The organism is Mesorhizobium sp. AR07, assembly GCF_024746815.1.
Taxonomy (GTDB): Bacteria; Pseudomonadota; Alphaproteobacteria; order Rhizobiales; family Rhizobiaceae; genus Mesorhizobium.
Genome location: NZ_CP080527.1, coordinates 60428 through 83076, shown reverse-complemented (window position 1 = coordinate 83076; position 22649 = coordinate 60428). Strand labels below are relative to the sequence as shown.

Genomic DNA, 22649 nt, shown 5'->3' with positions numbered 1-22649 from the left:
AGCCTTCCTTTCCAGCTTCATGTTGACCAGCCTCGGAAGCGGGAAGTGTCGCATCTCTAACTGGGGCAACTGTCGCATTACTAAATAGCTGCTACACGCAAAAGTTGCATAAGTTTAATTATGGAACTTAGACTAACCAATTGATTTTATTCGCATAATCTATCTTATGTTAAATCGAATATGTGCAAACCCGCTACAGCCCCTCCTCGAAGAGCTTTGCCTCCAGATTGCGGCGCGTAACAAGACCCGACGCCTCGGGATCGTTTTCCCAAAGGCGGACCATATTGCGAATTTCGTCCGGGATCTTATTGAACTCTTTGCTCTTCATGTGGGCATAGATGTTGCGCATCTCGGTGTAGCGATCGATTTTCCTGTCTTTAGCGGGCTTCGCCTTGAAGCTGGAGCCGCGATTGTAGTCCAAGGACACCAGAGCACCTAAGGACTTAGGGCTCAGCAGCTTCGTGTTGAACAGGACGTTCTCTACCTCACCGGTGTAGCGCGGTGCGTCCTTCTCAATGAATTGACGATAGGCGGTGTCGAACTCGATACTTTCGTGAGCCATTCGCGGAAGCAGCCTTTTGGCCGCCTTGGCCTTGATGCCGCAGGCCTTTGCGATATTCTTTATGTCCTGGTCGGAAATGTACCCCGCCCAATCCGCCTGCAGCCGTTCCTCAGTCACATATCCGACATCGTAACCGATTCCACAGGTCACACCGGACCTGCCACCGGGCCAAATCAACCCCTTGTATTTCTTCGTATAGGCTTTTTTGCTGGTAACCTCGCAGAACACAATTAGGTCGATTGCTTCCGGCGCGATCGGTGTGTTCGATATTGGGCCGTTGGACACGCCGGCCGAAGTCGCGACGCCGGCGTGCAACGCGTCCTTGGCCTCCAAACTGCCTCCAGCACCCAGCAAGGTTACGCCGCTGTCCCGGAGAGCCGCCAGCGTCTGATCGAAGTTGAGATTGTCGGCGAGCGCCATTGCGGGCAGACCCATGACTGTCCACGCAGCAGATACCGCACCACCGACGAGCACTTCACGCCTATTCATTTGCTTTTCCCCGCTGTTGGTTGTGAGCCGCATCCGTTAATCTCGTTGTTCGATGTTCGGCAGATCCAGTCGTGGATTTCCGTGAGCGTGACGCTCTGGCTTGCCATTTTGCTCGCTGCCATGCAGGTCGCCGCCATGGACTTCTCCACGCCTTCGATGTTGAAGGAAATGACGCCCTGGACCGCTCTGGGCCGCTTCTCCGCGAAAGTATCTCCAGGCTTGCAGCCTCTGTTCAGACCAACAAAGACCGGACCGCCCGAGTCACCTTGGCAGAACGCTCCCTTTTTCTCTCCGGGCACAAACGTGAAATGTTCGCCCTCTTCTGCCAGTGAAGGAGGAAACGTGACAAAGAACTCCCCCAGGGGCGCCGCAGTGTTCGATACGCCATAACCAGCGAGCGTCGCTAAACTGGTGAAAGCGTCGGCCAAGGACGCCTCTGGAAAATCCCCGGGATTGAATGGCTGAGCGACATGCACCAGCGCTACATCGTGAGAATTTGAAGAGGGTTCGGCATCATAAAGTTTATTGACGATGGCCTTATCGCCATATCGGACCTTGTCGACATCTACGAGTGCTGAATTCATGGCGTTGATCTGAAGCGCCTGATCGTTCGTCGGTGGCGAGAACACAAAATCCTGCTCCTCCGGTTGGTTAGCGTCGTTGTTGGCAAGCGCGGCCGAGCTTTTTCCCGTGATGCAGTGCGCAGCGGTCAGTACCCAGTTGGCGGCGACGATTGTCCCCGTGCATCCCTCGACGCCCAAAGTCCCGGGCCGGGTGATCGAAAGCTTCACCACTTCCGGGAACTGGCGCCAGGAGAATTCCGGGCGCTTGTGGCTGAGCGTCTTCAGGAACGAACTGGTGGCTATATTGCACCCCAACACCTCGCTGTCGTCTCCGCCCCACGCAGCGGCTTCGCGGAAGACGCTCTGTGCATTCACACCTGGTTGAAGGTGAGCAAGTGTGTCGGGAGGAAGCTTGATCGGAGCGTCTTTGGGAAGAGGATCGAGAGGGAAGATGATGCACGTTGGGCAATGATCTGGAGTGTCGAAACCCAGGTGGAATTTCGTGACTTTGGGTTTAAGGTCAAACGTGTCGAAGCCGAAACTGAGCCCCTCACCCGGTTGGTTATGAACAGCATCTGACCATGAAGGATTAGACCATGTCGCAATTGAGTGTGGGGCGACATTGAGTTTTGTAAGTGCACCACCGTCGAAGGCGCCTTTGAGGCCTGCCCCAAATTCTATCTGGCGGTCAATTCCGACGTCTCCGGCAAAGCTTGGTCCGGCCACGACGAAAAACACCAAAGCCGCCAATAGTTGCTTCATTGGAAGCCATCCCAACAACCCCAATCATCAGATCGCATTTCAAAGACAACGACAAGTATGGATGGATAAAATATTTTAATTGACCGGGGCCCGGTCTCTTCGTCTCGACGACGCCTGCCACGACCGTCTACCTCGTGAAAAAGAAAAGCGCACCGTCCTGGACGGTGCGCTGTGGCACAATGGCAGAGCAGCCGGCTCCTAGGGCGATGCCTAGCAACCCAGATCTGCGCCATCGGCTACACATTGATGCGGCCGAGCCTACGGGCGTCGTCGGCCCTAAGCGGATAGCTTCTTGGTAGCCGTCCAGTGGATGTAGCGCTCGATGCCAAGCCCGAAAGGGCCGCGCACCGACTCCGGCTCTTGTTAAATTGCAGCGCAAAGCTTGGTATGGCCGGGAAATTGCCCCAGAGCCATCCATTGATAGCATTGCCTCAAACTGGTCTCCTCGACCACCTTTTATGATCGAGGAGATGAGGCCGTTGGAGGGGCAATTTCCGCCCAGGCATCGACGAGGCCGACGCCTACTTCTGTGGTGGAGGCGGGGGTGGCGCAACGGTGGACGGGACGCCGGGGTAGCCGCCCGGCACCGGGTTCGGCCCCGGCTTACCGCCAAGCGAGCCAACATTCATCGTGTTGCAGCTATTGCCATCCTGGCAGGGCGAAATGTACTGCCCATGAGCCAGGGGATTGTCGCTGTGGTTCTGAGCCTCGGCCGAGATAACGGGGAGCCCAACGATGAAGCCGACGGTGAGAATGAAATAGCGCATTGTGTTCTCCTGATAGTTTCGAGGGAAAGGACAGTCTTCGCCCGGCTCGCGATGTGCGCGAGCCAGGCGCCATGGCTGGTCAGAGGATGCGCCCGCGCATCATCCAGAATTTCGTTCCGTTGGCGAAAACGGTCTCCGTCCAGCCCGTCGGAGCAATGGTGAGCTTGTTATCAGGCAGGACGGGACCAGAGATCGTGCGCTCTTCGCATTGCCGTAGATTGGTAACCGTTACGGTGCGTTCTGCTGATACTGCGCGGGCCGGAAGGGGTAGAACCAGGCAATTGCGCCGCCCTGCCCGTCGGGCTGCACGCAGATCGAGGTCGCGCTGTCCGAGTCCGCAACTGGCGAGGTCTTAGCGTCTCCAGGCATGTTCTCGCTGTGGCACTTCTGCGGCGAGCCCCAGCAGACGGGGAGAATCTCCCCCGGGTTCTTCACAATGGAGTTGAACGTTTTGTTGATCCCCCTGCCGACGGGAGCGACATTCCTGCTCCACCAGTCCGCCGCGTGCGCAGCGGGCAGAAAGCTGGTCATGCTCAGCACGAACATCCCAGCGGCGGTGTACTTCTTAAGATGACGATTCATTTCGATTCTCCTCTCTCTGCTGCGTTGGCGTCATTGCCCATGAGCGAAGGAAGCCAAAGCCGTCTGATAAGCGGTAAGCATGATGGAAAGGGTACGCTTCGAAGCTCCTCCAGGATTGCCCCGGTCCCGTTCGGACCCTCGCCTAAGCAATCCATGCTTCTTTTCTAGGCGCGGCATTGCGCCGACGCAGGGCGTTTCAAGAGCCTTGAACTTTTCTCCTAAGACGATGCCAGGCCCCTGCCCGGCATCGCGATGTCATTTGGACAACCACAGAAAGGCCGGAGTGTTGCGCTCCGGGCTTTTCGGCGTCAGCTAGGCGATCCGACCAGGGGATTTCTGTAGCAACAGCGACGGCTTTATTAGCATTTTGCGTTCTACACTCCATGATATCCCGCTTCGCATAATCTCGAGCCGAATTTTGACGCCCCCTAGACCATCTTCAATTGAGGACATTTCAACATCCTTTGGCCCAGCACCAATCGGGAGGCTGGTTTGGCGTGGATACGCTTTGTCACCAAACGAAAGTTCGTTGTAACCCTGCGTCATACAGAAATGCCAAATATCCGGCTTGATCGGGGAAAGTGCGAGTGGCATAGGTTGGTGGCATATCGTCTCTTTGACGGATATGAGGATGTGATAATTGAAGGAGCACGTCGATGCCCGGGGAACCAAGCAATAGTATGATTGAACTTACTGCAGATATCGTTGCCGCCTATGTCCAGAAAAACGCGGTGCCAGTCTCTGGATTGCCCGATTTGATTGCGAGCGTGAATTCGGCACTGTCTAATATTGGTGCGTCAACTCCCATCGCAGAACCCGCCCCGACGCCGGCAGTCAACCCTAAAAAGTCAGTGTTTCCGGATTATATCATCAGCCTTGAGGACGGTAGGAAATACAAGTCGCTTAAGCGCCATCTTGCGACCAGTCATGGGCTGACGCCTGATGAATACCGGGCGAGATGGGGTTTGCCGAAAGACTATCCCATGGTTGCGCCAAGTTATTCGGCGACCCGATCGGCTTTGGCAAAGTCGCTGGGCTTGGGAAGGATGGCAACTCCAGTCAAGAAACCTGCGGCGAAACGCAAGGCGAAGGCCTGAGCTGTGCCCGTCTAGGCCAAAGGGAGCTTGTAGCATCGCAGCGATTTTACGCTTTTTGGATTTGGATGGCTTAGCCGGAAGAGGCGGTCAAGGCCGCACTCGACCTGTATGGGCCGAATGCGGCCACCGCTGCAGCTCACTGCGCCTTGACGGCACACTTCGACCATCGCGAGCACGACCTCTGCTTTTGGTTTGCGGTCTTCTGGAAGCGGAATGACGATAAATATCCAGGCACTCAGCTCGCAAGTTCGTTGGCGGTATCAAGAAGCCACGGAACAGCTACCGCCCTCGACACTCAACGCCATCCCGAAGGATGGCGTTGAGCACCGTGACGGAGGTCACGCCCGGAGGCGTCCGAGGCGGCGAGCCTCGCTGACATAGGTCGACAGCGGCTTACAACATCGATCCTGATGGATCGAGCCTCGGACACGAAAGTCAACAATCTTCAGACGGGATTGTTCAACATTTCCCGAGAGCTACCGGGTGTCTTGTTGAAGACGACACTCGCCAGATCTGCGGTCAACAACGATCATGGTGATCGCCCGGATCTTTCGTGTTCACAAGGTCACCGTCGGCCGCATTGGCCAGAACAAGAGTTCGCTGATTGTTCTGTCAGTTGGCCGTTTTGGCGGCGACGTAAGCACCGGAGCCATGACGTGAACCTGAGGGCTTCCAAGCGCCGATTTGGCCGGTTAGGTTTGCAGGGGCGCGAACAACCGGATGAACGAACGGGATGATGCTGGAAAAACTGCGGGCCTGTTGGGGTTTTAGCTCGAACGTCGATAGGAACGTCGCCTTGGTCGAAGGCTTTCTGAAGGGTAAGCGCTTCGCCGACCTGGCGCAGGAACATGACTTGTCGACACCGAGGGTGCGCCAAATCATCGAGAGGGCCGATCGGCTCGTGGGCGGCGGCATCCTGACCGAGGCTCAACCGTCCAAGGTCTCGCCTCGAACCGATTTCATGGTCGACTATCCGTATGTGTGGAACCTGGCCCAGATGCACGGGCTCAGTAGCGCCACGCCGCGTCATTTCTTTAGGGAGTTGGAACGCGAGGGATCGCTGGAGCGGCTAGTTGAGAAGATGAAGCGGTTGCCGAGCCGCGCACGAACAACACGTGAGCTGGTGCGCCTCGTTTGGCAAAAGGAGAGGGGCGAGAGCCCATGGCCTGCAACGAAGCGATCAAGCATTGCGATCGCGCACCCAAGCTGGGTAGACCATCCGGTCCGCGCCCTTCAGTGCCAACTCGCCTTGGAACCGGCCCTCGATCAATTGGTTCAGCGCGCTGCGGAATCCGGCTGGACCGAGGACGAGATAGCCTGCGCGCTCTTTGAGCTCGCCGGCACGCGCGTCAAGGAGAGACTCCCGAGCGGGGCGTGATTTGATCGGGATGGTCCTTCCTAGAACAGGTAATGAGACCTGTGCGCGGGTGTCTGGACTGGCGTGTTGATCTGTGATTCTCTCAATCAGTACAATGGATTGAGGGATGCGATGACACGTCGGCGCATTGGTCAGGAAAAGTTTGGTTTTGCCGTTGATCGCGGCCAGCATTCGTCTTTGGATGCGCTTGCCAGACTGATTGACTGGGTGCCGATCGATCAGGCCCTTTGTGGGATTTCCTGCTCTTCGAAGGGCGAGCCTGCCTGGCCGCCAGAGGCCTTGTTCAAGGCGATGCTGCTGTCGATCTGGTACGACTTGTCCGACGTCAAGCTTGCCGAGGCGTTGGACGACAGAGGATCGTTCGTTCCGACGGTTCTGCGGGTTTTCGGCTCAAGAGCCGACACCTGAGCGAACGGCTTTCGTGCGTTTTCGAAAGGCCCTTGTGGCCCATGGTCTGGACAAGACGCTGTTCGACGAGATCACCGGCCAGCTCAAGGCCAAAGCTATTCAGGTGAAGACCGGTACGCTTGTCGATGCGACGATCATCGCCTCGGCCAGTGAGGATGACGAAGAGGGCCATTGGGTCAAGCATAAGGGTCGACCAGCGGTTCATGGCTTCAAGGCCCATGTCGGTGCCGACGCCGATACAGCTCTGGTCGAGGAGATCGCCGTCACACCCGCCAACATCAACGACGGCAAGGCCGGTCCCGATGCTCTGCCTGACAATCCCGGCCAGGTGTTTGCCGATAGCGCCTATCGCGGCAATCATTTCGGCGACGCGGTGCGTGCCAAGGGTGGAACGCCACACATCGTCGCCACCGGCATGTGGGGACGGGACGAAGCCGAAACACTGGCACGCCTTGAGGCCTGGAACCAACCGATCCATCGCATTCGTGGCCGGATCGAGAAGATCTTTGGCACGTGGAAACGAAGCTACGGCCTTCGCCGGATGCGATGGCGAGGGCTTGCAAAGGCAGGCGTTCAAATTCGCCTCACTGCCATCGCCTACAATATGAAACGCAGTTTGAAGGTCCTCGGTATGGCTGGATAGCGGGCAAAAACACCACTGACGCTCACACGAGAGCGTCAGAAGATACAGCCGACGACGTCAGCGCTGATACTTTGCACCCTTTACCCCGGAAGCGGAAAAGATCAAACAAAATCAATGCTAAATGCTTCCCGCGCACAGGTCTCATAAATCAGCCATACTGAAAGAAACTGTTTCACCTATTTTTTGGGTAAAGATGGAGACCCAGGATCACCAGCTTTACGCGTCGCCGGGCCGCTCAGCCTAACTACCTTCAAATTGCGCGTGGCAACCCGACCGAGACATTTAGCCAATAGGCGTCGATTGTGACATCTGTTCCCGCCACTGCTGCCCCATTGAATTCGTCCACCCACGGTGATCCAGGCCGGCGTATAGAGCTTCGCCCTTCGCCTCGGTCTCCGGGATCTCGACGCAACGACGGTCAGGTCGCGGAGCCTTGCTGGTGATGGGAAAAAGCAGAGGCCGTGTGCGACCACCTTGCCTGCGACGATTACCATCACACAAGTCGGCTGAGCCTTTCGGCCAAGGTGACGCCTTCCGAAACATTCGGCATCACTGCCCGCCACTGGTGCAAGCGGCCGGTCCGCCTAGGGTTCATTGTGGCCACGGTTCTTGCCTCAACGTGCCTGCGCCATTCCGCCGGTTGTCGGCGACCCGCAAGCCGGGGTATATGCCCGGCAGGGGTGTACTTATGTTTGAACGGATACTGCCTTTTTTCCTCGGGCTGGCTTTGCTGTTGGGCAGCGGCTGCGCACGCAGCGATGATGGTACGGTGATTATTCCAAGACCGCTGGATGCTAGGCGATTCTTTGACAAAGAGCCGCCTCGCCTGCAACAGCCACAAATCGAAGCCAGCGTGTTTCCGGTAGCGCCACAGGAGCCGGAAAGGTTCGAACCGCGCCGTACGGCAACTCACAGGACATCAAGGAGACGCATGCCGCGGGTCGCTAGTCCTCCGCTCTCCTCTTCCGGGCCGCACAAGCCGCTTGTCTGCAAGAGCGTCAGCGCGTCCGGCAAGCGGTACCGTATGGTTTGCGAATAGCCATTTGGTTGACCACCGTTCTACCCTCGGAGCGTCGCGTCGCCTTTCCGGAGCTTATTGCCGGCGAGCCCTTCTCGCGAAACGCTTGGCTACCGATCAAAACAGTTTTTGGAAGAAGAGCCCGCGCTCTGTCGCGATCGCAACTGCATGCGTCAAGCTTTTGGCGCCCAGCTTGGCCCGTGCCAGATCAAGATGAAATCGAACTGTGCGAGGGGACAGAGACAATATCTCCCCGGTCCTCTTGACCTTCTCTCCCCTCGCGTACCACCTCAGACATTCGATCTCTCTATCAGAGCAGGCCGTCTGATGGAGGGGCGTTCCTTGGATTCGGCTGATAGCATTGTGAAATTCGCCTGCGAGAGGCTGGAAGTCACGAACCTGGGATTTGAGAAACGCCTGCCACCCTGCTGCGTCCTCGTTGCTCGTTACGCTCAGAATGCCGCGTTCGCCGTCAGCACCCCTAACCGGGATCGTGACGCCATGCTTTCCGACCCCGTGTTCCCTCGCTTCACCGAAGAACGTGCGTACGGACTTGTCTGATAGGTCGATCTCCTTCCAATCGACCAATGTCACAGCACGCAGCCCATGGAGAAGCACAGGATCGATGTCGAAAAACCTCTTGTCGATGTAGCGTTTCACCCAGTCAGGCGAATATGTGGTCACATAGAATGGCTGACTCGGCTCCTCGTAAACCGGCCTGACGGTAAGGAAGGCGGCCGTCTCTAGGCCGTAGGCTTTGACAATTGTGTTCAAAAGCTCCGTTGCGTCCGTAGGAGAGGCAACTGCCCTAATTCGCTCAGTTATGCCATGAAAATCAGTCACAGATTGCGCCATGTCCAGCCATACCTCCTTGTCATCGACGTGCAGCTATCCAAGCCATTCCGGCGGTCATCTAATTAAGGTTGCTCCACGCGAAATTCCAGCGCCTCACGAGGTGTCAAAAGTGACAGGCGAAACCGCCAGTATACATAGACTGCAACCCGCATTATTCTAGATTGGATGACCACAACCCGGCGTGGAGGAAGCGCCTTGGATACGATTGTACTTTCGTCAAACGATGTGGCTCGGCAGACTAACTCCACACGTGCCAACCGCCGTGCATCAAATCAGCGTTCCGCGACGGATGACCACGAGATTTGCCGCCTCTGCTCGGAGCTGGAACAATTAGACGCGGATCGGGACGCTCTTTTTGCTTTCTTTCCTCCGCCTGCGCCGGGCAACCCTGCGCAGAGCAGGCAGTTTTTCACAAAGCTGAACTCGATTACGGCTCGCTATTTCGCGCTCGAACAGCAGATTCAGAAGGCTCGCAGCGACATCAGGCAAGGCCGCCCACGAAGCCGCTGAATTCGTCCAGTCGGATGCCGCTGCAACAGCTGCGGCATGGCGCGAATTCAGCGTATCGATTGCCTGACAGGCATTTCCCAGTGCCGGCGATCACGGATCGCGACAGGACCGTTCAAGCTTTGCGCCTGCGCCGTGGTGTCGGATCGCGCCAACCAGGCGCTTGTCGCTCATTTCCGCGTGTGAGGTTGCGCCATGAAAATTCAGCTCCGCAGCGTCGAAGTGTTCGACAATCCGTCAACCTTGGCGGTAGGTCGATCGTGGTCGAGTTACCCGGCGATCGTCTGCGCGTATGCGAAAACCGAATGCGCCGCCCTCAACAACACACGCATTTGCAGCTCTTTCGCTCAGGTCCTCCTGGACCGCTGAAGCCGGACGGCGATCGGGACCGACCTAGTGGCCGGAGGCGACAAGCCGAGTGAGGCGACAAGGGTTCGAACGTTTTCGGCAATCGAAAGTGGCGTTCGCAATCCTGATGCTGCGCAAATACGGCACGCCGCGCGTGGCAGTTCCAGCCGTGCTCGAGCTCCGCGATTGCCCATTCACCTATGAAAACGCTCGTCGCCTTTTCCAGCGTACCGGCCGCAACATTGCCAGCTATATCAATCCGCTTGTCGCCCAACTGACGACGGGGCTGCGCCCTGCCGAGCAGGGCAGCGCAGCATGCGGTCGTGGCCTCAGCCCTGGCCGAAATCATAAAAATCAGACCGCCCGCGCCCAGCTCGACACCGTGGAACCGACCCCGGCGCATCCGGCGCCGGACCAGGGCACGAGCGCCCCCCCCCCACCGTCCGGATTTTGAGCCCGAGACACTTGCACAGCGATTTGTGAGATAGTTTACTGATCCAATGAATCTTGAGAGAAGTTAGTCATGGGAACCAGCGGCCAACTTTTGCTTCCTGGAAAGGTCGGTCGGGAACCGCGCCAGGTCGGCAAGACAGTCAAGCTCAGTGTCGCCACCCACCGGTCATGGCTCGACGACGAGGGCCAAAGAAAATCAGTCAGCGATTGGATGACGGTCACCTTCTTCGAGGGAAAGATGGCGGATTTCGTGCCGCGCCAGATTCACAAAGGCGACAAGGGGCTCGTCCAGGCGCGCGTGTCGGAAAGCATGCATCAGAAGGACGGCGTCATCCACTCCACCACGGAGGTGATCGCCGAAGGCATCGATCTGTGCGCTCACGCCAGCCCGAGACCCGATCAGTGAAGCCGGCGCGTAAAACCATTGGCGCTGCTCTTGCGATCGCCGCGACATCTTGCGGCCTCGCCCTGACAATGCCGCCAGTCGCCCCAGCGCAGGTCCCCACGTTGGATACCGCCACGGCGCCCGACGTCTATACCCCGGGCGACCACGCAGCGAGCAATCCGATGCGCGTCGTGGTCCTCTCGCCCACGACGTTCCAGGATGTCGAAACCAAACAAAAGTACCGGCTCTACGGCGTTGACGCCTGCGATCTGGGCCAGACCGCGAGGCTTGGAAAGCAGACATGGCCATGTGGCGTTGTCGCCGTGGCATGGCTCGAGAAGGCCACCTTGGTTAAATGGGTTGCCTGCTTGCCGGTCCGGAAAGACGAGGCTGTCATCGTCGCGCGTTGCGCAACCGGCGAAATGGCCGACGTCGCAGGCGAAATGCTGAAAGCCGGTATAGCCATCACCCTCCCCGACGATCCCGATCGTCGCATCCCCATCTACGCCCAGCTCCAGCGTGAGGCTCGCAAATCCTATCGCGGTAATTGGGCCAGTGCATTCCAGATGCCTTGGCTGTACCGGAAATCCTCGCCAAATCCATGACCCCGGAGCACGACATGCGTCCCTTTCGCCATATCCTTCCCGTCGTCGCATCCGCGGCGTTGCTCGCCGGCTGCGCCGGGCGTTCGCTGGATGCTTCACATTCTGCCTTGGCCAGCCCCGTTGCGGTCACAGACCCCTATTGGAAGCCGGGTTGGGTCAGCCGCAGCCGGCAGGAATATGCCCCCGACTGGGGCCGCTTCCCGCCGATCGTGACCCGGCGCACCGGCTACCCAACAGAAGCCCAGGCGAACAACGCTTTGCGCCGCTCGCGTTGGAGCACCGTGCCTGTGCGCTCGCTCACGAAGGAAGGTATAAAGACGGTCTCCGTCCCTGCAGAAGCCCCGGACATGATTGCTGCAGGCGTCCGCGTCTTTGCCTGCCGGCCAGGAGCGCTCAACGGCTATTCCGGCCGCGTGCAATATTACAACGGCCCCGTCGTCGCCTGCGCTTGCGACCTCCTGTCGGACGATGGCCGCGTGCTGGCCCGAGTACCCCTCAATTTCTACTACTGGCGGAAGGCTTGGCACGTCCAAGACCCAAGACCGTCCTACAAGTCCGTGCCGTGGACGTATCAGGAACCTTCGCCCCCAAAGAGCAAGGGTTTGTTCGGCGACCGCTATTAAGCGGCGCCGTCACACTCCAATGGTCGAGACGAACATACGGCGGAACGATCCCTGTCGCAAAACCAAAGCTTTCGCGACTGGCTTCTGCGACGCTACGGATGTGTCGTCACGCAGCTTGCCGATTTACTACCACGTCTCCCTCGCTGTCGACCGATGACCGCTCGGCAATGCTCTCGCCGAGCCTATTTTTTCCCAGGCGATCGCGGACAAATTCAAGCAGCTACACGCAATTCACAATTTCCGGTCCTGCTCTTCTGGCTGGTGCTCGCTTCGGACGAACACATCCAGCACTTGCGCTATATCGACCCCTGACGAGGATGCATCGCGTACCATCCCCCTCGATATCGCCGGGCGCATGGCTCCAATGACGCAGCATGCCCCGACGAGCGCTGCCACGGCATCGCCGTCGTTCTCCGTCAATAGTTGCTCCGCCAGCGCTCTCACCCCTCGCGGAATCTGATCCACATCTACACCACCAAGCGACCATTGACGATTTTCTTCCGTCACGGCGACACCTCCCGTACTGTTCGATTTGACCATTGGCGACCGAGCTGGTGGAGCGGAGCTCCCATGACCGCCGTTAGCACATGAGACATCCCGATCGCCGTCGCGATCGAGAGCGTTACGGTCGCCGGGGTACCCAGGAAATGGCCAAGCGACCAGTTGCACAGCGCCAGCACCGGCAGGTGGATCAGGTAGAGGGCATAGGAGATGCCTCCTAGTCGGCGCAGCATCCGCCCAGGCCAAGTAACGGAACCGCCCCGCAGGGTCGCCCTTGCCACGATCCATCCGCACATCAACGCCAGCAAGGCAGTCGCCACGCCATGCGTCGCCGGCGGCAAGATCGCCAACAGGAAGGCCGCGACCGACATCCAGAACGCCGCTTCCATGTTGCCGATCACCCGCAGGTGTTTCGCCAGACGCGGCCATGCACTTGTCCCCATGATTGCTCCGATCGCCAGCCCGACCGCGACTGCATCGATACGAAACGTCCAAAGCGTCCCGCCCCATGGCCGCAGCGTGAACACCCCGACCACGAGGACGAGCCCGGCCAGCGCCACAAGCGCACGCCGGGGTGGCAGGAACACCAGGAGCGGAGCCAGCAGATAGAATTGCACCTCGGCGGCGACCGACCAGAATGGCGCGAACGCAAAGGCGTTCCCGCATCCTGCGGCGCCCCCGAAACAGGGCGCCCAATGCGCATTCGAGATGAAGGCGAATGCCGCCTTCGCGTCTGCAGGCTCAACGCCGCTTCCCGGGATGATCAACCCGATCGAGAGGATGGCGCCGACGCACCAGGCCAGCGGCACGATCCGCATGGCACGCCTGACATAGAAGGCGGAGGCCGCCTCGAGCGCACCGCGCTCGAGGCGCAGGCTTCGCAATGAGCGTTCCACCACCAGGCCGGAAATCACAAAGAACAGGTCAACCCCCACGCTCCACGCCGGCGCAAACAGCAGAGCGGCGGCCGTCCCGCCTTCTCCGAAGACCGGCCCGACATGCGACAGCACCACCAGCCCGATCGCCAGGCCTCGCAATTCATCCAGCCCCGATAAGCGAGCTTCTTGTTCCATTCAAATATCACGCTCGACAATCACTAAGACATTGATTTAATCATAGGGCATAACAGCGAGGCAAGAAATGCACGAACGCCTGACATTTGTCGCAGTCGCGGCTGCCCTTACATTGTCGCCTCACGCTTCGGCTCAGTCGCTCACGCATGATCCGAACGCCTGGCGGGCCGTCGCCTATGCCGATCTCGAGCTCCCGAACTCGGAAGCTGTGCCCTACGCCTCCCTATGGGCCGACCGACTGAAGAAGAACAACGACGCCTACGTGGCCAAGGGCGATGCGCGCTTTGCGGTCGCCAACGCGCCGGCTTCCGAGAGTCACATCGTCGTTCGCAGCCCGACCAAAACCGTCGTCCTCTCGGTCCTGCACACGCTCACCGGCTGCTCGCCGATCCGCACCGATCCTGTCGGCAATGCCACACTGAAACGATGCCCCATGCGCTTGGCGATCTATCAGAATGGCCGATCCACGGTCGCTGACGCCGGCTCCGGCTGTTTCATCGAATATGGCGCGCAACCGAACAACGTCCGCCCCGACCTCGCTCGGAATGGTGCGATGGGTGCATATGATGTTCAGGCCAAAACCATTCGCTCCGGCATCGTATTCCAAGGTGAAATCGCCCAGGAATGCCAATTCCGGGTCCCTGTCCCGCAACCCTAGAGGAAGCAGCCCATGCCGTTGTGTTTTCGGCAACCAACCTCGATATCCCGAAGGAGCGCAACCATGATCGACATGGAAAACCTGACCTTGTTCAGGACACCAGCCTGCCACCGGCCATCGCCAGCGGATCAAGGCTTCCCTGACGGCGCGCGATGCGCGGTCTTGACCGCGGCTCCTGGCGGCGGCCACGGCGGTGTGAAGCTCAGGAGGTTTACCATGTCCACGCTTGCCGCCCTCGCGATTATCCCCATGTCTGCCATCTCCGCACACGCATGGGAGCCTCTTGGCTACCAGTCGCTTAGGACCGCAGACGCGCAGCCGGCCATGCAGACCGCTTGGTCCGATATCATCGCCTCGAATACCGCCTATTGGCGTGACGAGTTGCACAGAACCATTCCGGCCGGGCAGATACCGCCACTCGATATCCTGTCGAAGCCCATCAAAGTCGGATCGCATACCTTCATCGTCTCAATCGCCTCGACCCGCAAATGCGAGACCGGCGCAAACAACGTCGGCTCTTCCATCGAGCCTGACCTATGCGAGGCGCGCATCATCGATCCAGACAGCGGCAAAGTCGTTGCACGCGCGGAAGCCTGCTACGTCGACCTGTCCGATGACGATCGACCCCAGGCCAATCGTGACGATCGAACCGAAATTGACGTCAAAGCAAACGCCAAAGAGATCCGTTTTCGTTCCTTCGTCGGCGGCACGAATTGGTCTCGATGCACAACCAGCGTCAAGCTTCCGTGAGGCACGATCCTATGCATCGTCTCTATTCCAAACTCAGCCGCGTCCTTGCCGCCGGCCTTCTAGTCTGCAATTCGGTGGCGGCAGTGTATGCAGCCGGCGCACAATATTGCGAGCGCACCGACTACTCCGCACAGGACATCACCGATGCCGTGAAGAATTCGTCCCTGCACGACGAGCTGAAAACCACATCGTGCAGCCTTGGCGGCCTCGGTCGCTTCGAATCCGGCGGCAACAAAGGCGTCTACAATGGCTCTTGCTGCACCGGCATTTTCCAGCTGAACAACACCAACATCAAAAACTACGCAGGCATGTCGCGTTCCGAGTTTGGCTGCCAATCCCTCCAGTTTCAGGTCGACACCTGGGCCAAGCTTACAAACGACGGCTATAACTCCGCGCCCGTCAAGCAGCTCATCCAGATGGGGACCTTCGACGGTCAGAAGGTCGATGCCTCATTTATTGCGGCCTGTATTCAATTGGGGACTGGCAATTGCCAGCAGATGGTTCGCTCAGGCCGCTGTAGCGGATTCTCCGATATCAACGGGACAACGATCTGCGATATGGCGAAGAACGCACGCTCTATGGCCGACGCCAGCTGCCAAGAAGGTGACACCGCCGCGTGCCTGGGGCCAGGGGATTTCAATACAGCAGGTGACACAAAACTCGCTTCATCCGCTCCCGGTCCCGCCGGCAGCGACATCAACGTTGCCCCTGGTCAGGTGTGACGCCGTCTCCCCATTGAGGGCCATGCCGTCGGCCCGCCGCCTTCAATGGGAGAGATTGCGCGACCAGAGCTTTACAAATCCCCGTTTCAGATGGCTTGCCAGCTCCTGGCGCACATCATCAGGCCATTGCTCCATCACAACGCAGTTCACTTCGGCCGCAACCAGCGACCAGTACAGCAGATCCGCGTATCGTCCTTCGAATAGAGCCGCCACGATGAACTGTCCGATCACCAACGTGATCGCCTCGGGCTTGCCTTTCTTCCGCAAAAATTCCGAAACCTCTTCCACCCATGGTTTCGGCTGGCAATCGACAAACGCCGCCGTTTCCTTATAGAGCGCATTGTCTCCTGCGACTTGCCAGATATTCGCTTGCATGGTGACCCCTCCAGCAAAATGATGCCGTTGCATCGACGCTGGCGGATTTTATGACGCGAGTCAAAGAAATATAAAATATATTTTTCGGCCTATCGTAGCAAATGAATCTACGCTGGTAGTTTAGTAGTTTCTACTTTTCTTGTATGCTACTGGCTCGTCCTGCGTCCCTTTTTGGCCGGAGGCAGCCGCTTCTTCTCGGAGGTTGCCCCAGCGGGGCTGGCTGCCTCTTTCAAAGAAGGTACACCACTGAACTCCGTCATCGAGCGCTTCACAGCACGCGTGGCCTCAATATGCCGCGCAATCTCGTTGAAGTTGAAGCCGAACGTCTCGATGTCCCGCTTCACGCTGTCGTCGTCACCAGTCCGACCAATGAGCGTCCACACCGGAACCTTCAGGTGCCGTGCCAGCCGCTCCAGGGTGACGAATGTCGGGTTCCCCTTCCCCGTCCGCAACTGGTAGAGCGTGCCGCGCGATAGCCCCGTAGCGTCGGCAAAACTCGCATAGTCCGGGTACTCGTTCTCGATTTGGCGAAGTCGCAGCGCGAGCAGGATCGAAAGCCAACCATCGCTGTCTTCTGTCTTGTTTTTAAATATCGGCACGGTTGCACTCCTGCTTATCTGTCGGAATATGACGGCCATTTTTTGTAAAATGTCTAGTGCTCAGGTTGTTAGCCGAAACGATGACTCATTGCCCCATTAAAGTGTCGCGGCATCCTCCCCATACTTCCCTCAAAGTGAGGCGTATAGCCTTTTTGGCCGTCGCAAATCATTCCAGAGCACGATAGCATTTCGATCTGCATGCCCTGTTGAAAATGAATAATTAAATGATCCAGTTTGGATGGCCTAGTCATCCGACTTATGAATTTGTCGTGCAACACCTAATCCGGAGGGACAACCCTGATCTCTGCCCCTGCGGCGGGCAGGCCCTGCAATTGTTGCCCCATACCATCTCGAATGACCTGGTTCAGATCGACCAGAAGCGAAACCTCGACGCCGCTGTTTCAAGAGCGCGGATGATTTCCCGGCTATGTAACCATATTAGGCGGCTGCGCAGTTCACGATTCTTACTGCCGATTACGCTCAAAACGGACCGCAAGGCTTGGCCCCGCGGAGTCGGCGAGGATCCAATCTCTATGCCTGTTCGAGCTGGAAAAGGCGCCGGGTAATACGCCGCAGTCTGAAGCCGGTGCCGCCAAAAGCGGCACCATGCCGCCCGCCGTCGAAAAACGCTTGATCCATGAGGGGCCATCCTATCTCCATTGATCATTATAATGACGATCGATCTGTGGTATTATAATGATCAACATCGAAATAGGGGCTCTCTCTCTCATGTTCATGAGGTTCGCGTTCGCAATTTTCGCTGGCGGCGTGCTCGCTTTCTTCGCTCTGCCCGATCAGGAAGCCGGCCTTCGCATGCTCATCTTTTCCACTGCTTTCTTGATCCTGTCCCTCGCCGCCGTCTGTGTCATCGCGTTTCTGACGCGCAAACTCGGACGTTATCGTCTTCGCTCGTCGTTACAGCCGTCGCGCTGTGATGACGATCCTCCTTTGCATGACGCTGGAAAGTTCGAGCGGTCCGCATGGTCGACATCCGGCGTCAACCCCAAGGATCCGAACCTCATCTGGCAATACCGCCTCAACGATCGGCGCCTTGGCCGCTTCAAACTCTAACAGTCCCAACACGCCAGCAACCGCTCAATCACGCACACAGACCGTCCGCCTGTTTCATCAGGTCTGCGATCTGCCTGATACGGTAACGCAAATGATTAGACGCCTTTGCGCAAGGCGACGTCCCGAGTTCCAAAAGGCTTCGTGCGCCGAGTACCACTGCCAGCTCATCGTCAACGACCACTGGCGCCTGGCAATCGAGGAAGGCCGCTACTTCGTGCATCTTGGCCAAGAGGATTTGCAGACCGTCAACCTGTTGGCGATACGGGCCGACGGGTTGAGGGAGACCGATAATTTCTCTGGGTCGAATACAGGTTGTTAGGCCCGCGTAGTCCATGAGCGTCGCTTTGTTCGAAGGGAAAGCGATGGCGGTGGAATGGACGACCCCTCTGACGCGGCGACGACCCAGGCTTAACCACGTCAATCCATGGGAAGCATCGTTGATGCCCAATGGGTTGAATGAGATATCGGTTCAATGATTTAATCATAGGGCACACGATCTAAAGTCGGATGGCATCCTTATGAGTGACTTTGCTATTCTGGGTCGCACGGTTGGCCCACAGCATCCGGAAATTCAGACGCTCTTGCGTCAGGCGCGGGACAAGCAGGCCCGTGTCTTGTGTTTGTGTCGCCATCCCGGAGTGCCGATGTACATTGCCGCTGTCGGCGAGGAATTGATCGTCAAGCGCATGCCGAACACCGGCAAGGACCATGCGGTAGACTGTGATCGCTATGAACTGCCCCTTGCCCTGTCGGGAAAGGCGGAGGTCCTGGGTCAAGCGATCATTGAGGATCCTGCATCGGAGGCCGCGCGGCTGAAGCTGGCCTTTGCACTGACACAAGGCAAGGCGCGGCAGGGGTCATCCGGCGAGAGGACTCGCACCACACCGTGAAAGCCGATCCGAAGAAGCTCACGCTGCGAGGCTTGCTTGACTATCTCTGGGAAGAGGCGGAACTGACATTAATGGCGCCCGGCTTTGCGGGAAAAAGAAATTGGGGGTTGGTCCGGAAATTTCTTTGGGGCGCGGCCGATGCAAAGTCGAGCCAGAAGTTCCAGTTGCGCGAGCTGCTGTTTATGCCGGCAATGTACTCGCCTGAACACAAGGATCGCCTGGCTGCGGACCGGGAGCGGGCTTTCGCGGCGGCAGCTAAGGCGAAGCACAAGAAGATCGTGATCGGAATTGTGAAATCGCTGGATCCCGCCCGGTTTGGTGGCAAGCTGTCGATCAAACATATGCCCGACGCACCGCTCTTCCTGGATGAGAAAATGTTCAAGGCAGTGCCGAAGCGCTTTGCAGCGGAATTCGACCTGTGGCGACTGCACGAAAATTCGCACCTGATCACCATCGCAACGGTCATGCAGATGCCGTCCGGCATTCTGTCGATCGACGAAATCGGCTTTATGAACGTGACGGAAAATTGGATTCCGTTTCAGCACAACGACGAAAAGGAATTGATCGAGGTCCTGACCGGGGAGCATCGGCGGTTTGTGAAAACGTTGCGCTACAACGTGCTGCCAGCGGTGCCGATGGCGTTCGGTCTTCTGACCGACGTTGACCAACAGGGAACCGCGCTTTTTGTCGTACCGCACGATGCCAAGGAGGCGGTACGGGCGGAATTCGACCATCTGATTTCAAGCTGCGAGCTCGAGACCTGGCGCTGGGACGCAAGCGGCCCCAGACCGGCGCTACCGGGCAAACAGCAGCGGCTTTCGGCTCCGCCCGGCAGGCAGGCTTTGGAATATTGACCGAACAACTGAAAAGCCGAAGCGCGGGCGACGGCTGGCGCACCCAGAGGGCAGGCTGAGCCTAGGGGCTTGCGCCTGGCGCCGGTGTTTACGCTAAAAGCGACCGTTGATCGGGGCCGTGACCAGGGGGTGCGAAAAGGAGAAAGCGATGCTGAAGAAATTCGACATGGATCCGGGAACGGGCATTGTCATCGCAACAGTCCTCATTTTGGTGCTGTCCGGCGCCCGGCTTTTGAACCAGTGGGACAGTCTATCGTTTTGGCGAGAGCCGGGGCTGATCGCGGCTATTGTTCTCGGATTGATTTCGGCGATTGCGCTTGCCGTCGCGTTCGTGGTCCGGCGATGGCCTCAGCAGAATGTACAGTATGATCCAACGCGCCGGGGACCGGTTATCGATTTGCAGGCGGATTCGAAGACTGACCAGCCTGGTTAGATGCGTTTCGGATATCGCGGAGGATGATGGCATTCGGATCGGGCACGTCGGCAAACTGCCACAGGCCAAGGTGCTGCTTTTTAGCGACCTCCTGCGCGACGATATAGGGAGCATGGACCGGAGCGCCGTTCGGAGTGACGGCCGCGAACGCCCAGCCGGTCGAGATCAGCGCCGTGCCGAGATCGATGCGAGAACCGGCCGCGGATCCTGAAGTAGGCTGCGCGACGCAAACCACGAAGCGCGTTTTGGTCGCGGCCTGCCAAGCGGCCGTGTAGCATTGAGGTTTGAGATCCCGGATGAGAGAGACGAGCATTGCAAGGCTTGCCTCCCCGCAATCGACATGCCCCCCTGCGCCATTTGTGAAATATGTGCGTCGCAGGCAGGCTTGAACGCCGTAGAGACGGTGGGTCTCGCCGGCATAGGTCCAGGTGTCGCCGGTGCTGAACGATGCCGTGGCGGGGATCGGAAACCAGGGATTGGATTTGTCCTCGGCCAGTGCCGGAACACTGGCGAGGACGGCCGCGAGAATTCCGGCGGCGGCGAAGCCAGGTTTCATTATTGATACCTGCTCAGATTGAACCAGAACCGTTGCTTGCCGTCGGTCGTTGTGAGATCGAGATAGTTTGGCTCCGTCCTCTGCTCGCGCCGCGTCACGGCCGATGTTGGACGCGCACCGTAACCCGAACCTCTCGGGTTCGTGTCCCAAGAGGCATTCGTTGCATTCCGCGCAGCACAGAAAGCGCCGTTATTGTCGGGCTTGTAGACAGTTTGTGAGCGAGAGCTGTTGTCGCTCCCGCTCGATTCCGTCTCGGGCGAGAGGGCGATCGTGCCGTCTGGGCAGGGTTTGAATTTCTCATATCCGATGCGACCGGAACTGCCGGCCTCGGGGCACTGGGGCCAGGGCTCCCCATGCGCGACCATACGGAAAGCGCGCTCGACCGGAGGCACACATTCCCCGACGCTCGCCCAACCCTGCGGGTTGAGGATGCACAGCAAGACCTTGCAGCCAAAATCATCAGCATGGGCCGGCGCCGGGGACAGAGCCGCCAAGGTCGGCAAAAACGCCACAACGGGAAGAACCTTGCTCATTTTCATTGTGTCTGCCTCATTTTCTCGATTGCAGTTCATCGATTCATTGTATTAATTCAGCATTCCCGAATCGGCAACGGCGCAGGATTATTTTAATGATTCGATCCCGCAGAACGGTACTTGCAGCGGGTGCGATCCTGGCGACGTGCCAAGCGGCGTCTGCACAGGAAGCTTCGCAGAAATTCCAGGACCGAGTTACGGCACCTGCCACGCGCAGCGTTAATGCTGCCGTCGACGTGAATGGCCGGGTGATGCCGGCCTACCAGGTTGAAAGCCAGGACGTGCAGCGGATCGCTGCGGCGGGAGGTGCTGACCGCGCGGCCGCTACGGTGACATCGACCTTGGCTGACAACCCATGCCCCGGCGTCGCTGCCCTGTCGAAGGACGAAGGACAGCGGATCGTCGAAGCGGTCGCGCGCCAGCAAGGCTTTGCCCCGCCCCTCGTCCTCGCGGTTGCCCGGGCCGAAAGCCGCTTCAATTCCGGCGCGCTATCGCCCAAAGGGGCCTATGGCCTGATGCAGCTTCTGCCGTCCACGGCGGTAAGCTACGGTGTCAATATCTGCGATCCTGCGGATAATGTGAAAGGCGGGATCGGCTTTCTGCGAGATCTGCATCGCAAATTTCCGAACCCGATATACATGCTCGCCGCCTACAATGCCGGCGAGATCGCGGTTCTCAAATATAAGGGCGTGCCGCCCTACCCCGAGACGGTTGGCTACGTCGCCAACGTCATCAACGATTTCTACCAATGGCCATCGGTCGGGTCTGAGGCAGTGATGCCCACCGGGGTGGTGAGCCTTGACCTGGCCGGCGTTCAACCGGCTGCGGCCGGCGCAGCGGATCAACGAAATGATCCGACATCCCGCACCAACTCCCGCAATGGCAGCACAATGACGTCTCGCGAAGCGACGGCGCCGGTCTGGCAAGGCGGGATGGTGCAAAACTTTGACTGAGGAGAAGCTTTGATGACCTTGTGGAAGATGTTTGCTGCACGCAGCACTGGTGTGGCGATGCCGCTCATGCTCTTGGCAACGCAGGCGATGGCTGGGGGCGGAAATCTCCAGCCGGTGCAAAGCACGCTGCAGACGTTGGTGCAGACCCTGACCGGGCCGATCGCGACGGCTTTGGCGGTTCTGTTCTGCATTTTCATGGGCTTCATGGCCTGGGCGGCACGCCTGTCATGGTTTGTGGCCGGAAGCTGGGTCCTGGGTATCGTGCTGGTCTTCGGCTCGGCCCAGATCGTCGAATTCTTTCAATCCGCGGTCGGAAGGTGATCGGCATGGCAGACGGCCGGCTCGATCCTGGCGAGCCCAAATTGTTGATCACTCCGCTGGTCAAGGGCTTGACCCGAGCGCCGACGGTGCTCGGTATCCCCTACGAGCTCGCGGGGTTCATCGGCGTGCTGACCGCTGTCGTGTTCCTTGCAACCCATAATCTGGTCATGCTCTCTATCTGCGTGCCGCTCTATGCGGTCGCCAGGATCGCGATCATGCGCGATCCCATGTTCATCGAGATCATGTTCATTCGTTCACGAAAGACGCCGCCCCGAAGCGCCAGCTTCTGGGGTGCGCGCAGTTATCGGGTGTGAC

The 22649-nt window shown here is 58.5% G+C and carries 31 protein-coding genes and 2 pseudogenes; 22 read left to right on the top strand and 11 right to left on the bottom strand.

Going from position 1 to position 22649, the window contains the following annotated elements; translation table 11 throughout:
* Window positions 1-193: 193 nt before the first annotated feature.
* The 4 genes from BPNPMPFG_RS34870 to BPNPMPFG_RS34855 form a co-directional block, all read right to left on the bottom strand.
* On the bottom strand, window positions 194-1051 hold the full coding sequence (locus BPNPMPFG_RS34870) for a lysozyme family protein (RefSeq protein ID WP_258598080.1): 858 nt from the start codon (window positions 1049-1051) through the stop codon (window positions 194-196).
* Window positions 1048-2376, bottom strand: a complete 1329-nt coding sequence (locus BPNPMPFG_RS34865; protein WP_258598079.1) for a trypsin-like serine protease — start codon at window positions 2374-2376, stop codon at window positions 1048-1050. Before BPNPMPFG_RS34865 ends, BPNPMPFG_RS34870 begins: the two co-directional genes overlap by 4 nt.
* A 521-nt stretch (window positions 2377-2897) precedes the next feature.
* Entirely contained in the window at window positions 2898-3143 is a 246-nt protein-coding gene (locus BPNPMPFG_RS34860) for a hypothetical protein (protein ID WP_258598078.1), read from the bottom strand.
* A 228-nt stretch (window positions 3144-3371) separates the two neighbouring features.
* Window positions 3372-3725 carry a hypothetical protein gene (locus BPNPMPFG_RS34855; protein ID WP_258598076.1) on the bottom strand — a complete coding sequence of 118 codons (354 nt, stop codon included), beginning with the start codon at window positions 3723-3725 and terminating at the stop codon, window positions 3372-3374.
* Between the two features lie 680 nt (window positions 3726-4405).
* On the opposite strand from BPNPMPFG_RS34855, the gene BPNPMPFG_RS34850 reads away from it, so the two are divergent.
* The 5 genes and pseudogenes from BPNPMPFG_RS34850 (at window position 4406) to BPNPMPFG_RS34835 (ending at window position 7251) form a co-directional block, all read left to right on the top strand.
* Entirely contained in the window at window positions 4406-4822 is a 417-nt protein-coding gene (locus BPNPMPFG_RS34850) for a Ros/MucR family transcriptional regulator (RefSeq protein WP_319946027.1), read from the top strand.
* Between the two features lie 89 nt (window positions 4823-4911).
* Window positions 4912-5145: pseudogene (locus tag BPNPMPFG_RS43640) on the top strand (Y4oE-related protein); the annotation flags it as partial.
* A 410-nt stretch (window positions 5146-5555) separates the two neighbouring features.
* Window positions 5556-6200 carry a hypothetical protein gene (locus BPNPMPFG_RS34845; RefSeq protein ID WP_258598072.1) on the top strand — a complete coding sequence of 215 codons (645 nt, stop codon included), beginning with the start codon at window positions 5556-5558 and terminating at the stop codon, window positions 6198-6200.
* Window positions 6201-6311: 111 nt separating this feature from the next.
* Window positions 6312-6608 carry a transposase gene (locus tag BPNPMPFG_RS34840; protein WP_258598070.1) on the top strand — a complete coding sequence of 99 codons (297 nt, stop codon included), beginning with the start codon at window positions 6312-6314 and terminating at the stop codon, window positions 6606-6608.
* Complete coding sequence (locus BPNPMPFG_RS34835) at window positions 6532-7251, top strand: IS5 family transposase (protein WP_258598069.1); 720 nt, start codon at window positions 6532-6534, stop codon at window positions 7249-7251. Before BPNPMPFG_RS34840 ends, BPNPMPFG_RS34835 begins: the two co-directional genes overlap by 77 nt.
* Before the next feature lie 1135 nt (window positions 7252-8386).
* Here BPNPMPFG_RS34835 and BPNPMPFG_RS34830 read toward each other — a convergent pair.
* Window positions 8387-9124: a helix-turn-helix transcriptional regulator gene (locus BPNPMPFG_RS34830; RefSeq protein ID WP_258598068.1), complete on the bottom strand. Its 738-nt coding sequence runs from the start codon at window positions 9122-9124 to the stop codon at window positions 8387-8389.
* Between the two features lie 195 nt (window positions 9125-9319).
* On the opposite strand from BPNPMPFG_RS34830, the gene BPNPMPFG_RS34825 reads away from it, so the two are divergent.
* From BPNPMPFG_RS34825 to BPNPMPFG_RS34800, 6 genes are all read left to right on the top strand, one after another.
* Window positions 9320-9634 (top strand): hypothetical protein, encoded by a 315-nt coding sequence (locus BPNPMPFG_RS34825; protein WP_258598066.1) that lies wholly within the window; start codon window positions 9320-9322, stop codon window positions 9632-9634.
* A gap of 192 nt (window positions 9635-9826) precedes the next feature.
* Complete coding sequence (locus BPNPMPFG_RS34820) at window positions 9827-10000, top strand: hypothetical protein (protein ID WP_258598065.1); 174 nt, start codon at window positions 9827-9829, stop codon at window positions 9998-10000.
* An 88-nt stretch (window positions 10001-10088) separates the two neighbouring features.
* Window positions 10089-10433, top strand: a complete 345-nt coding sequence (locus BPNPMPFG_RS34815; protein WP_258598064.1) for a hypothetical protein — start codon at window positions 10089-10091, stop codon at window positions 10431-10433.
* A gap of 69 nt (window positions 10434-10502) precedes the next feature.
* The gene (locus BPNPMPFG_RS34810; RefSeq protein WP_258598062.1) at window positions 10503-10838 is read left to right on the top strand and encodes a single-stranded DNA-binding protein; all 336 of its coding nucleotides are present in this window, start codon (window positions 10503-10505) and stop codon (window positions 10836-10838) included.
* Between the two features lie 101 nt (window positions 10839-10939).
* Window positions 10940-11422: a thermonuclease family protein gene (locus tag BPNPMPFG_RS34805; protein ID WP_258598061.1), complete on the top strand. Its 483-nt coding sequence runs from the start codon at window positions 10940-10942 to the stop codon at window positions 11420-11422.
* Window positions 11389-12045: a hypothetical protein gene (locus tag BPNPMPFG_RS34800; RefSeq protein WP_258598059.1), complete on the top strand. Its 657-nt coding sequence runs from the start codon at window positions 11389-11391 to the stop codon at window positions 12043-12045. Before BPNPMPFG_RS34805 ends, BPNPMPFG_RS34800 begins: the two co-directional genes overlap by 34 nt.
* Window positions 12046-12276: 231 nt before the next feature.
* Here BPNPMPFG_RS34800 and BPNPMPFG_RS34795 read toward each other — a convergent pair whose 3' ends face one another.
* Together BPNPMPFG_RS34795 and BPNPMPFG_RS34790 are read right to left on the bottom strand one after the other, a co-directional pair.
* Window positions 12277-12552, bottom strand: coding sequence for a hypothetical protein (locus BPNPMPFG_RS34795; protein ID WP_258598058.1), 276 nt, complete (start codon window positions 12550-12552; stop codon window positions 12277-12279).
* The gene (locus BPNPMPFG_RS34790; RefSeq protein WP_258598056.1) at window positions 12549-13619 is read right to left on the bottom strand and encodes an acyltransferase family protein; all 1071 of its coding nucleotides are present in this window, start codon (window positions 13617-13619) and stop codon (window positions 12549-12551) included. Before BPNPMPFG_RS34790 ends, BPNPMPFG_RS34795 begins: the two co-directional genes overlap by 4 nt.
* A 67-nt stretch (window positions 13620-13686) precedes the next feature.
* Between BPNPMPFG_RS34790 and BPNPMPFG_RS34785 the strand changes: the two genes are divergently transcribed.
* The 3 genes from BPNPMPFG_RS34785 to BPNPMPFG_RS34775 all read left to right on the top strand — a co-directional run bounded on the left by BPNPMPFG_RS34785 (window position 13687) and on the right by BPNPMPFG_RS34775 (window position 15749).
* The gene (locus BPNPMPFG_RS34785) at window positions 13687-14277 is read left to right on the top strand and encodes a hypothetical protein (RefSeq protein ID WP_258598054.1); all 591 of its coding nucleotides are present in this window, start codon (window positions 13687-13689) and stop codon (window positions 14275-14277) included.
* Window positions 14278-14340: 63 nt separating this feature from the next.
* Entirely contained in the window at window positions 14341-15027 is a 687-nt protein-coding gene (locus BPNPMPFG_RS34780; protein ID WP_258598053.1) for a hypothetical protein, read from the top strand.
* A gap of 11 nt (window positions 15028-15038) precedes the next feature.
* Complete coding sequence (locus BPNPMPFG_RS34775) at window positions 15039-15749, top strand: hypothetical protein (protein ID WP_258598052.1); 711 nt, start codon at window positions 15039-15041, stop codon at window positions 15747-15749.
* A 42-nt stretch (window positions 15750-15791) separates the two neighbouring features.
* Here BPNPMPFG_RS34775 and BPNPMPFG_RS34770 read toward each other — a convergent pair whose 3' ends face one another.
* Both BPNPMPFG_RS34770 and BPNPMPFG_RS34765 read right to left on the bottom strand, forming a co-directional pair.
* The gene (locus tag BPNPMPFG_RS34770; protein WP_258598051.1) at window positions 15792-16124 is read right to left on the bottom strand and encodes a hypothetical protein; all 333 of its coding nucleotides are present in this window, start codon (window positions 16122-16124) and stop codon (window positions 15792-15794) included.
* Window positions 16125-16270: 146 nt separating this feature from the next.
* Window positions 16271-16723 (bottom strand): helix-turn-helix domain-containing protein, encoded by a 453-nt coding sequence (locus BPNPMPFG_RS34765; RefSeq protein WP_258598050.1) that lies wholly within the window; start codon window positions 16721-16723, stop codon window positions 16271-16273.
* A gap of 696 nt (window positions 16724-17419) precedes the next feature.
* Here BPNPMPFG_RS34765 and BPNPMPFG_RS34760 point away from each other — a divergent pair.
* From BPNPMPFG_RS34760 to BPNPMPFG_RS34740, 5 genes and pseudogenes are all read left to right on the top strand, one after another.
* Complete coding sequence (locus BPNPMPFG_RS34760; RefSeq protein ID WP_258598049.1) at window positions 17420-17794, top strand: hypothetical protein; 375 nt, start codon at window positions 17420-17422, stop codon at window positions 17792-17794.
* A gap of 118 nt (window positions 17795-17912) precedes the next feature.
* Window positions 17913-18074, top strand: a pseudogene (locus BPNPMPFG_RS34755) (thiamine phosphate synthase); the annotation flags it as partial.
* Between the two features lie 238 nt (window positions 18075-18312).
* Complete coding sequence (locus tag BPNPMPFG_RS34750) at window positions 18313-18684, top strand: DUF1173 family protein (protein WP_258598047.1); 372 nt, start codon at window positions 18313-18315, stop codon at window positions 18682-18684.
* A complete protein-coding gene (locus BPNPMPFG_RS34745; protein ID WP_258598045.1) occupies window positions 18681-19538 on the top strand; it encodes a DUF1173 family protein in 858 nt (285 codons plus the stop codon). The genes BPNPMPFG_RS34750 and BPNPMPFG_RS34745 overlap by 4 nt, the downstream gene beginning before the upstream one ends.
* Window positions 19539-19686: 148 nt before the next feature.
* A complete protein-coding gene (locus BPNPMPFG_RS34740; RefSeq protein ID WP_156394383.1) occupies window positions 19687-19971 on the top strand; it encodes a hypothetical protein in 285 nt (94 codons plus the stop codon).
* Here the strand turns inward: BPNPMPFG_RS34740 and BPNPMPFG_RS34735 are convergent.
* Entirely contained in the window at window positions 19928-20527 is a 600-nt protein-coding gene (locus BPNPMPFG_RS34735) for a thermonuclease family protein (RefSeq protein WP_258598043.1), read from the bottom strand. The genes BPNPMPFG_RS34740 and BPNPMPFG_RS34735 overlap by 44 nt on opposite strands.
* Window positions 20527-21066 (bottom strand): hypothetical protein, encoded by a 540-nt coding sequence (locus tag BPNPMPFG_RS34730; RefSeq protein ID WP_258598042.1) that lies wholly within the window; start codon window positions 21064-21066, stop codon window positions 20527-20529. Before BPNPMPFG_RS34730 ends, BPNPMPFG_RS34735 begins: the two co-directional genes overlap by 1 nt.
* 89 nt (window positions 21067-21155) lie before the next feature.
* Between BPNPMPFG_RS34730 and BPNPMPFG_RS34725 the strand changes: the two genes are divergently transcribed.
* From BPNPMPFG_RS34725 to BPNPMPFG_RS34715, 3 genes are read left to right on the top strand one after another with little or no spacing between them, the layout of a single operon-like run.
* Window positions 21156-22013: a lytic transglycosylase domain-containing protein gene (locus BPNPMPFG_RS34725; protein ID WP_258598040.1), complete on the top strand. Its 858-nt coding sequence runs from the start codon at window positions 21156-21158 to the stop codon at window positions 22011-22013.
* 12 nt (window positions 22014-22025) lie between these two features.
* Window positions 22026-22334 (top strand): TrbC/VirB2 family type IV secretion system protein, encoded by a 309-nt coding sequence (locus BPNPMPFG_RS34720; protein WP_023819752.1) that lies wholly within the window; start codon window positions 22026-22028, stop codon window positions 22332-22334.
* Window positions 22335-22339: 5 nt separating this feature from the next.
* On the top strand, window positions 22340-22648 hold the full coding sequence (locus tag BPNPMPFG_RS34715) for a VirB3 family type IV secretion system protein (RefSeq protein WP_258598037.1): 309 nt from the start codon (window positions 22340-22342) through the stop codon (window positions 22646-22648).
* Window position 22649: the final 1 nt, after the last annotated feature.

Excerpts from the sequence above, each read along its gene's own strand:
- BPNPMPFG_RS34830 (WP_258598068.1), bottom strand. The coding sequence starts at position 9,124 with ATGGCGCAATCTGTGACTGATTTTCATGGCATAACTGAGCGAATTAGG.
- BPNPMPFG_RS34845 (WP_258598072.1), top strand. The coding sequence starts at position 5,556 with ATGATGCTGGAAAAACTGCGGGCCTGTTGGGGTTTTAGCTCGAACGTC.
- BPNPMPFG_RS34725 (WP_258598040.1), top strand. The coding sequence starts at position 21,156 with ATGATTCGATCCCGCAGAACGGTACTTGCAGCGGGTGCGATCCTGGCG.
- BPNPMPFG_RS34750 (WP_258598047.1), top strand. The coding sequence starts at position 18,313 with ATGAGTGACTTTGCTATTCTGGGTCGCACGGTTGGCCCACAGCATCCG.
- BPNPMPFG_RS34790 (WP_258598056.1), bottom strand. The coding sequence starts at position 13,619 with ATGGAACAAGAAGCTCGCTTATCGGGGCTGGATGAATTGCGAGGCCTG.
- BPNPMPFG_RS34730 (WP_258598042.1), bottom strand. The coding sequence starts at position 21,066 with ATGAAAATGAGCAAGGTTCTTCCCGTTGTGGCGTTTTTGCCGACCTTG.
- BPNPMPFG_RS34855 (WP_258598076.1), bottom strand. The coding sequence starts at position 3,725 with ATGAATCGTCATCTTAAGAAGTACACCGCCGCTGGGATGTTCGTGCTG.
- BPNPMPFG_RS34865 (WP_258598079.1), bottom strand. The coding sequence starts at position 2,376 with ATGAAGCAACTATTGGCGGCTTTGGTGTTTTTCGTCGTGGCCGGACCA.
- BPNPMPFG_RS34785 (WP_258598054.1), top strand. The coding sequence starts at position 13,687 with ATGCACGAACGCCTGACATTTGTCGCAGTCGCGGCTGCCCTTACATTG.
- BPNPMPFG_RS34715 (WP_258598037.1), top strand. The coding sequence starts at position 22,340 with ATGGCAGACGGCCGGCTCGATCCTGGCGAGCCCAAATTGTTGATCACT.
- BPNPMPFG_RS34770 (WP_258598051.1), bottom strand. The coding sequence starts at position 16,124 with ATGCAAGCGAATATCTGGCAAGTCGCAGGAGACAATGCGCTCTATAAG.
- BPNPMPFG_RS34820 (WP_258598065.1), top strand. The coding sequence starts at position 9,827 with ATGAAAATTCAGCTCCGCAGCGTCGAAGTGTTCGACAATCCGTCAACC.
- BPNPMPFG_RS34735 (WP_258598043.1), bottom strand. The coding sequence starts at position 20,527 with ATGAAACCTGGCTTCGCCGCCGCCGGAATTCTCGCGGCCGTCCTCGCC.
- BPNPMPFG_RS34850 (WP_319946027.1), top strand. The coding sequence starts at position 4,406 with ATGATTGAACTTACTGCAGATATCGTTGCCGCCTATGTCCAGAAAAAC.
- BPNPMPFG_RS34760 (WP_258598049.1), top strand. The coding sequence starts at position 17,420 with ATGATCAACATCGAAATAGGGGCTCTCTCTCTCATGTTCATGAGGTTC.
- BPNPMPFG_RS34870 (WP_258598080.1), bottom strand. The coding sequence starts at position 1,051 with ATGAATAGGCGTGAAGTGCTCGTCGGTGGTGCGGTATCTGCTGCGTGG.
- BPNPMPFG_RS34860 (WP_258598078.1), bottom strand. The coding sequence starts at position 3,143 with ATGCGCTATTTCATTCTCACCGTCGGCTTCATCGTTGGGCTCCCCGTT.
- BPNPMPFG_RS34720 (WP_023819752.1), top strand. The coding sequence starts at position 22,026 with ATGACCTTGTGGAAGATGTTTGCTGCACGCAGCACTGGTGTGGCGATG.
- BPNPMPFG_RS34780 (WP_258598053.1), top strand. The coding sequence starts at position 14,341 with ATGATCGACATGGAAAACCTGACCTTGTTCAGGACACCAGCCTGCCAC.
- BPNPMPFG_RS34740 (WP_156394383.1), top strand. The coding sequence starts at position 19,687 with ATGCTGAAGAAATTCGACATGGATCCGGGAACGGGCATTGTCATCGCA.
- BPNPMPFG_RS34775 (WP_258598052.1), top strand. The coding sequence starts at position 15,039 with ATGCATCGTCTCTATTCCAAACTCAGCCGCGTCCTTGCCGCCGGCCTT.
- BPNPMPFG_RS34810 (WP_258598062.1), top strand. The coding sequence starts at position 10,503 with ATGGGAACCAGCGGCCAACTTTTGCTTCCTGGAAAGGTCGGTCGGGAA.
- BPNPMPFG_RS34840 (WP_258598070.1), top strand. The coding sequence starts at position 6,312 with ATGACACGTCGGCGCATTGGTCAGGAAAAGTTTGGTTTTGCCGTTGAT.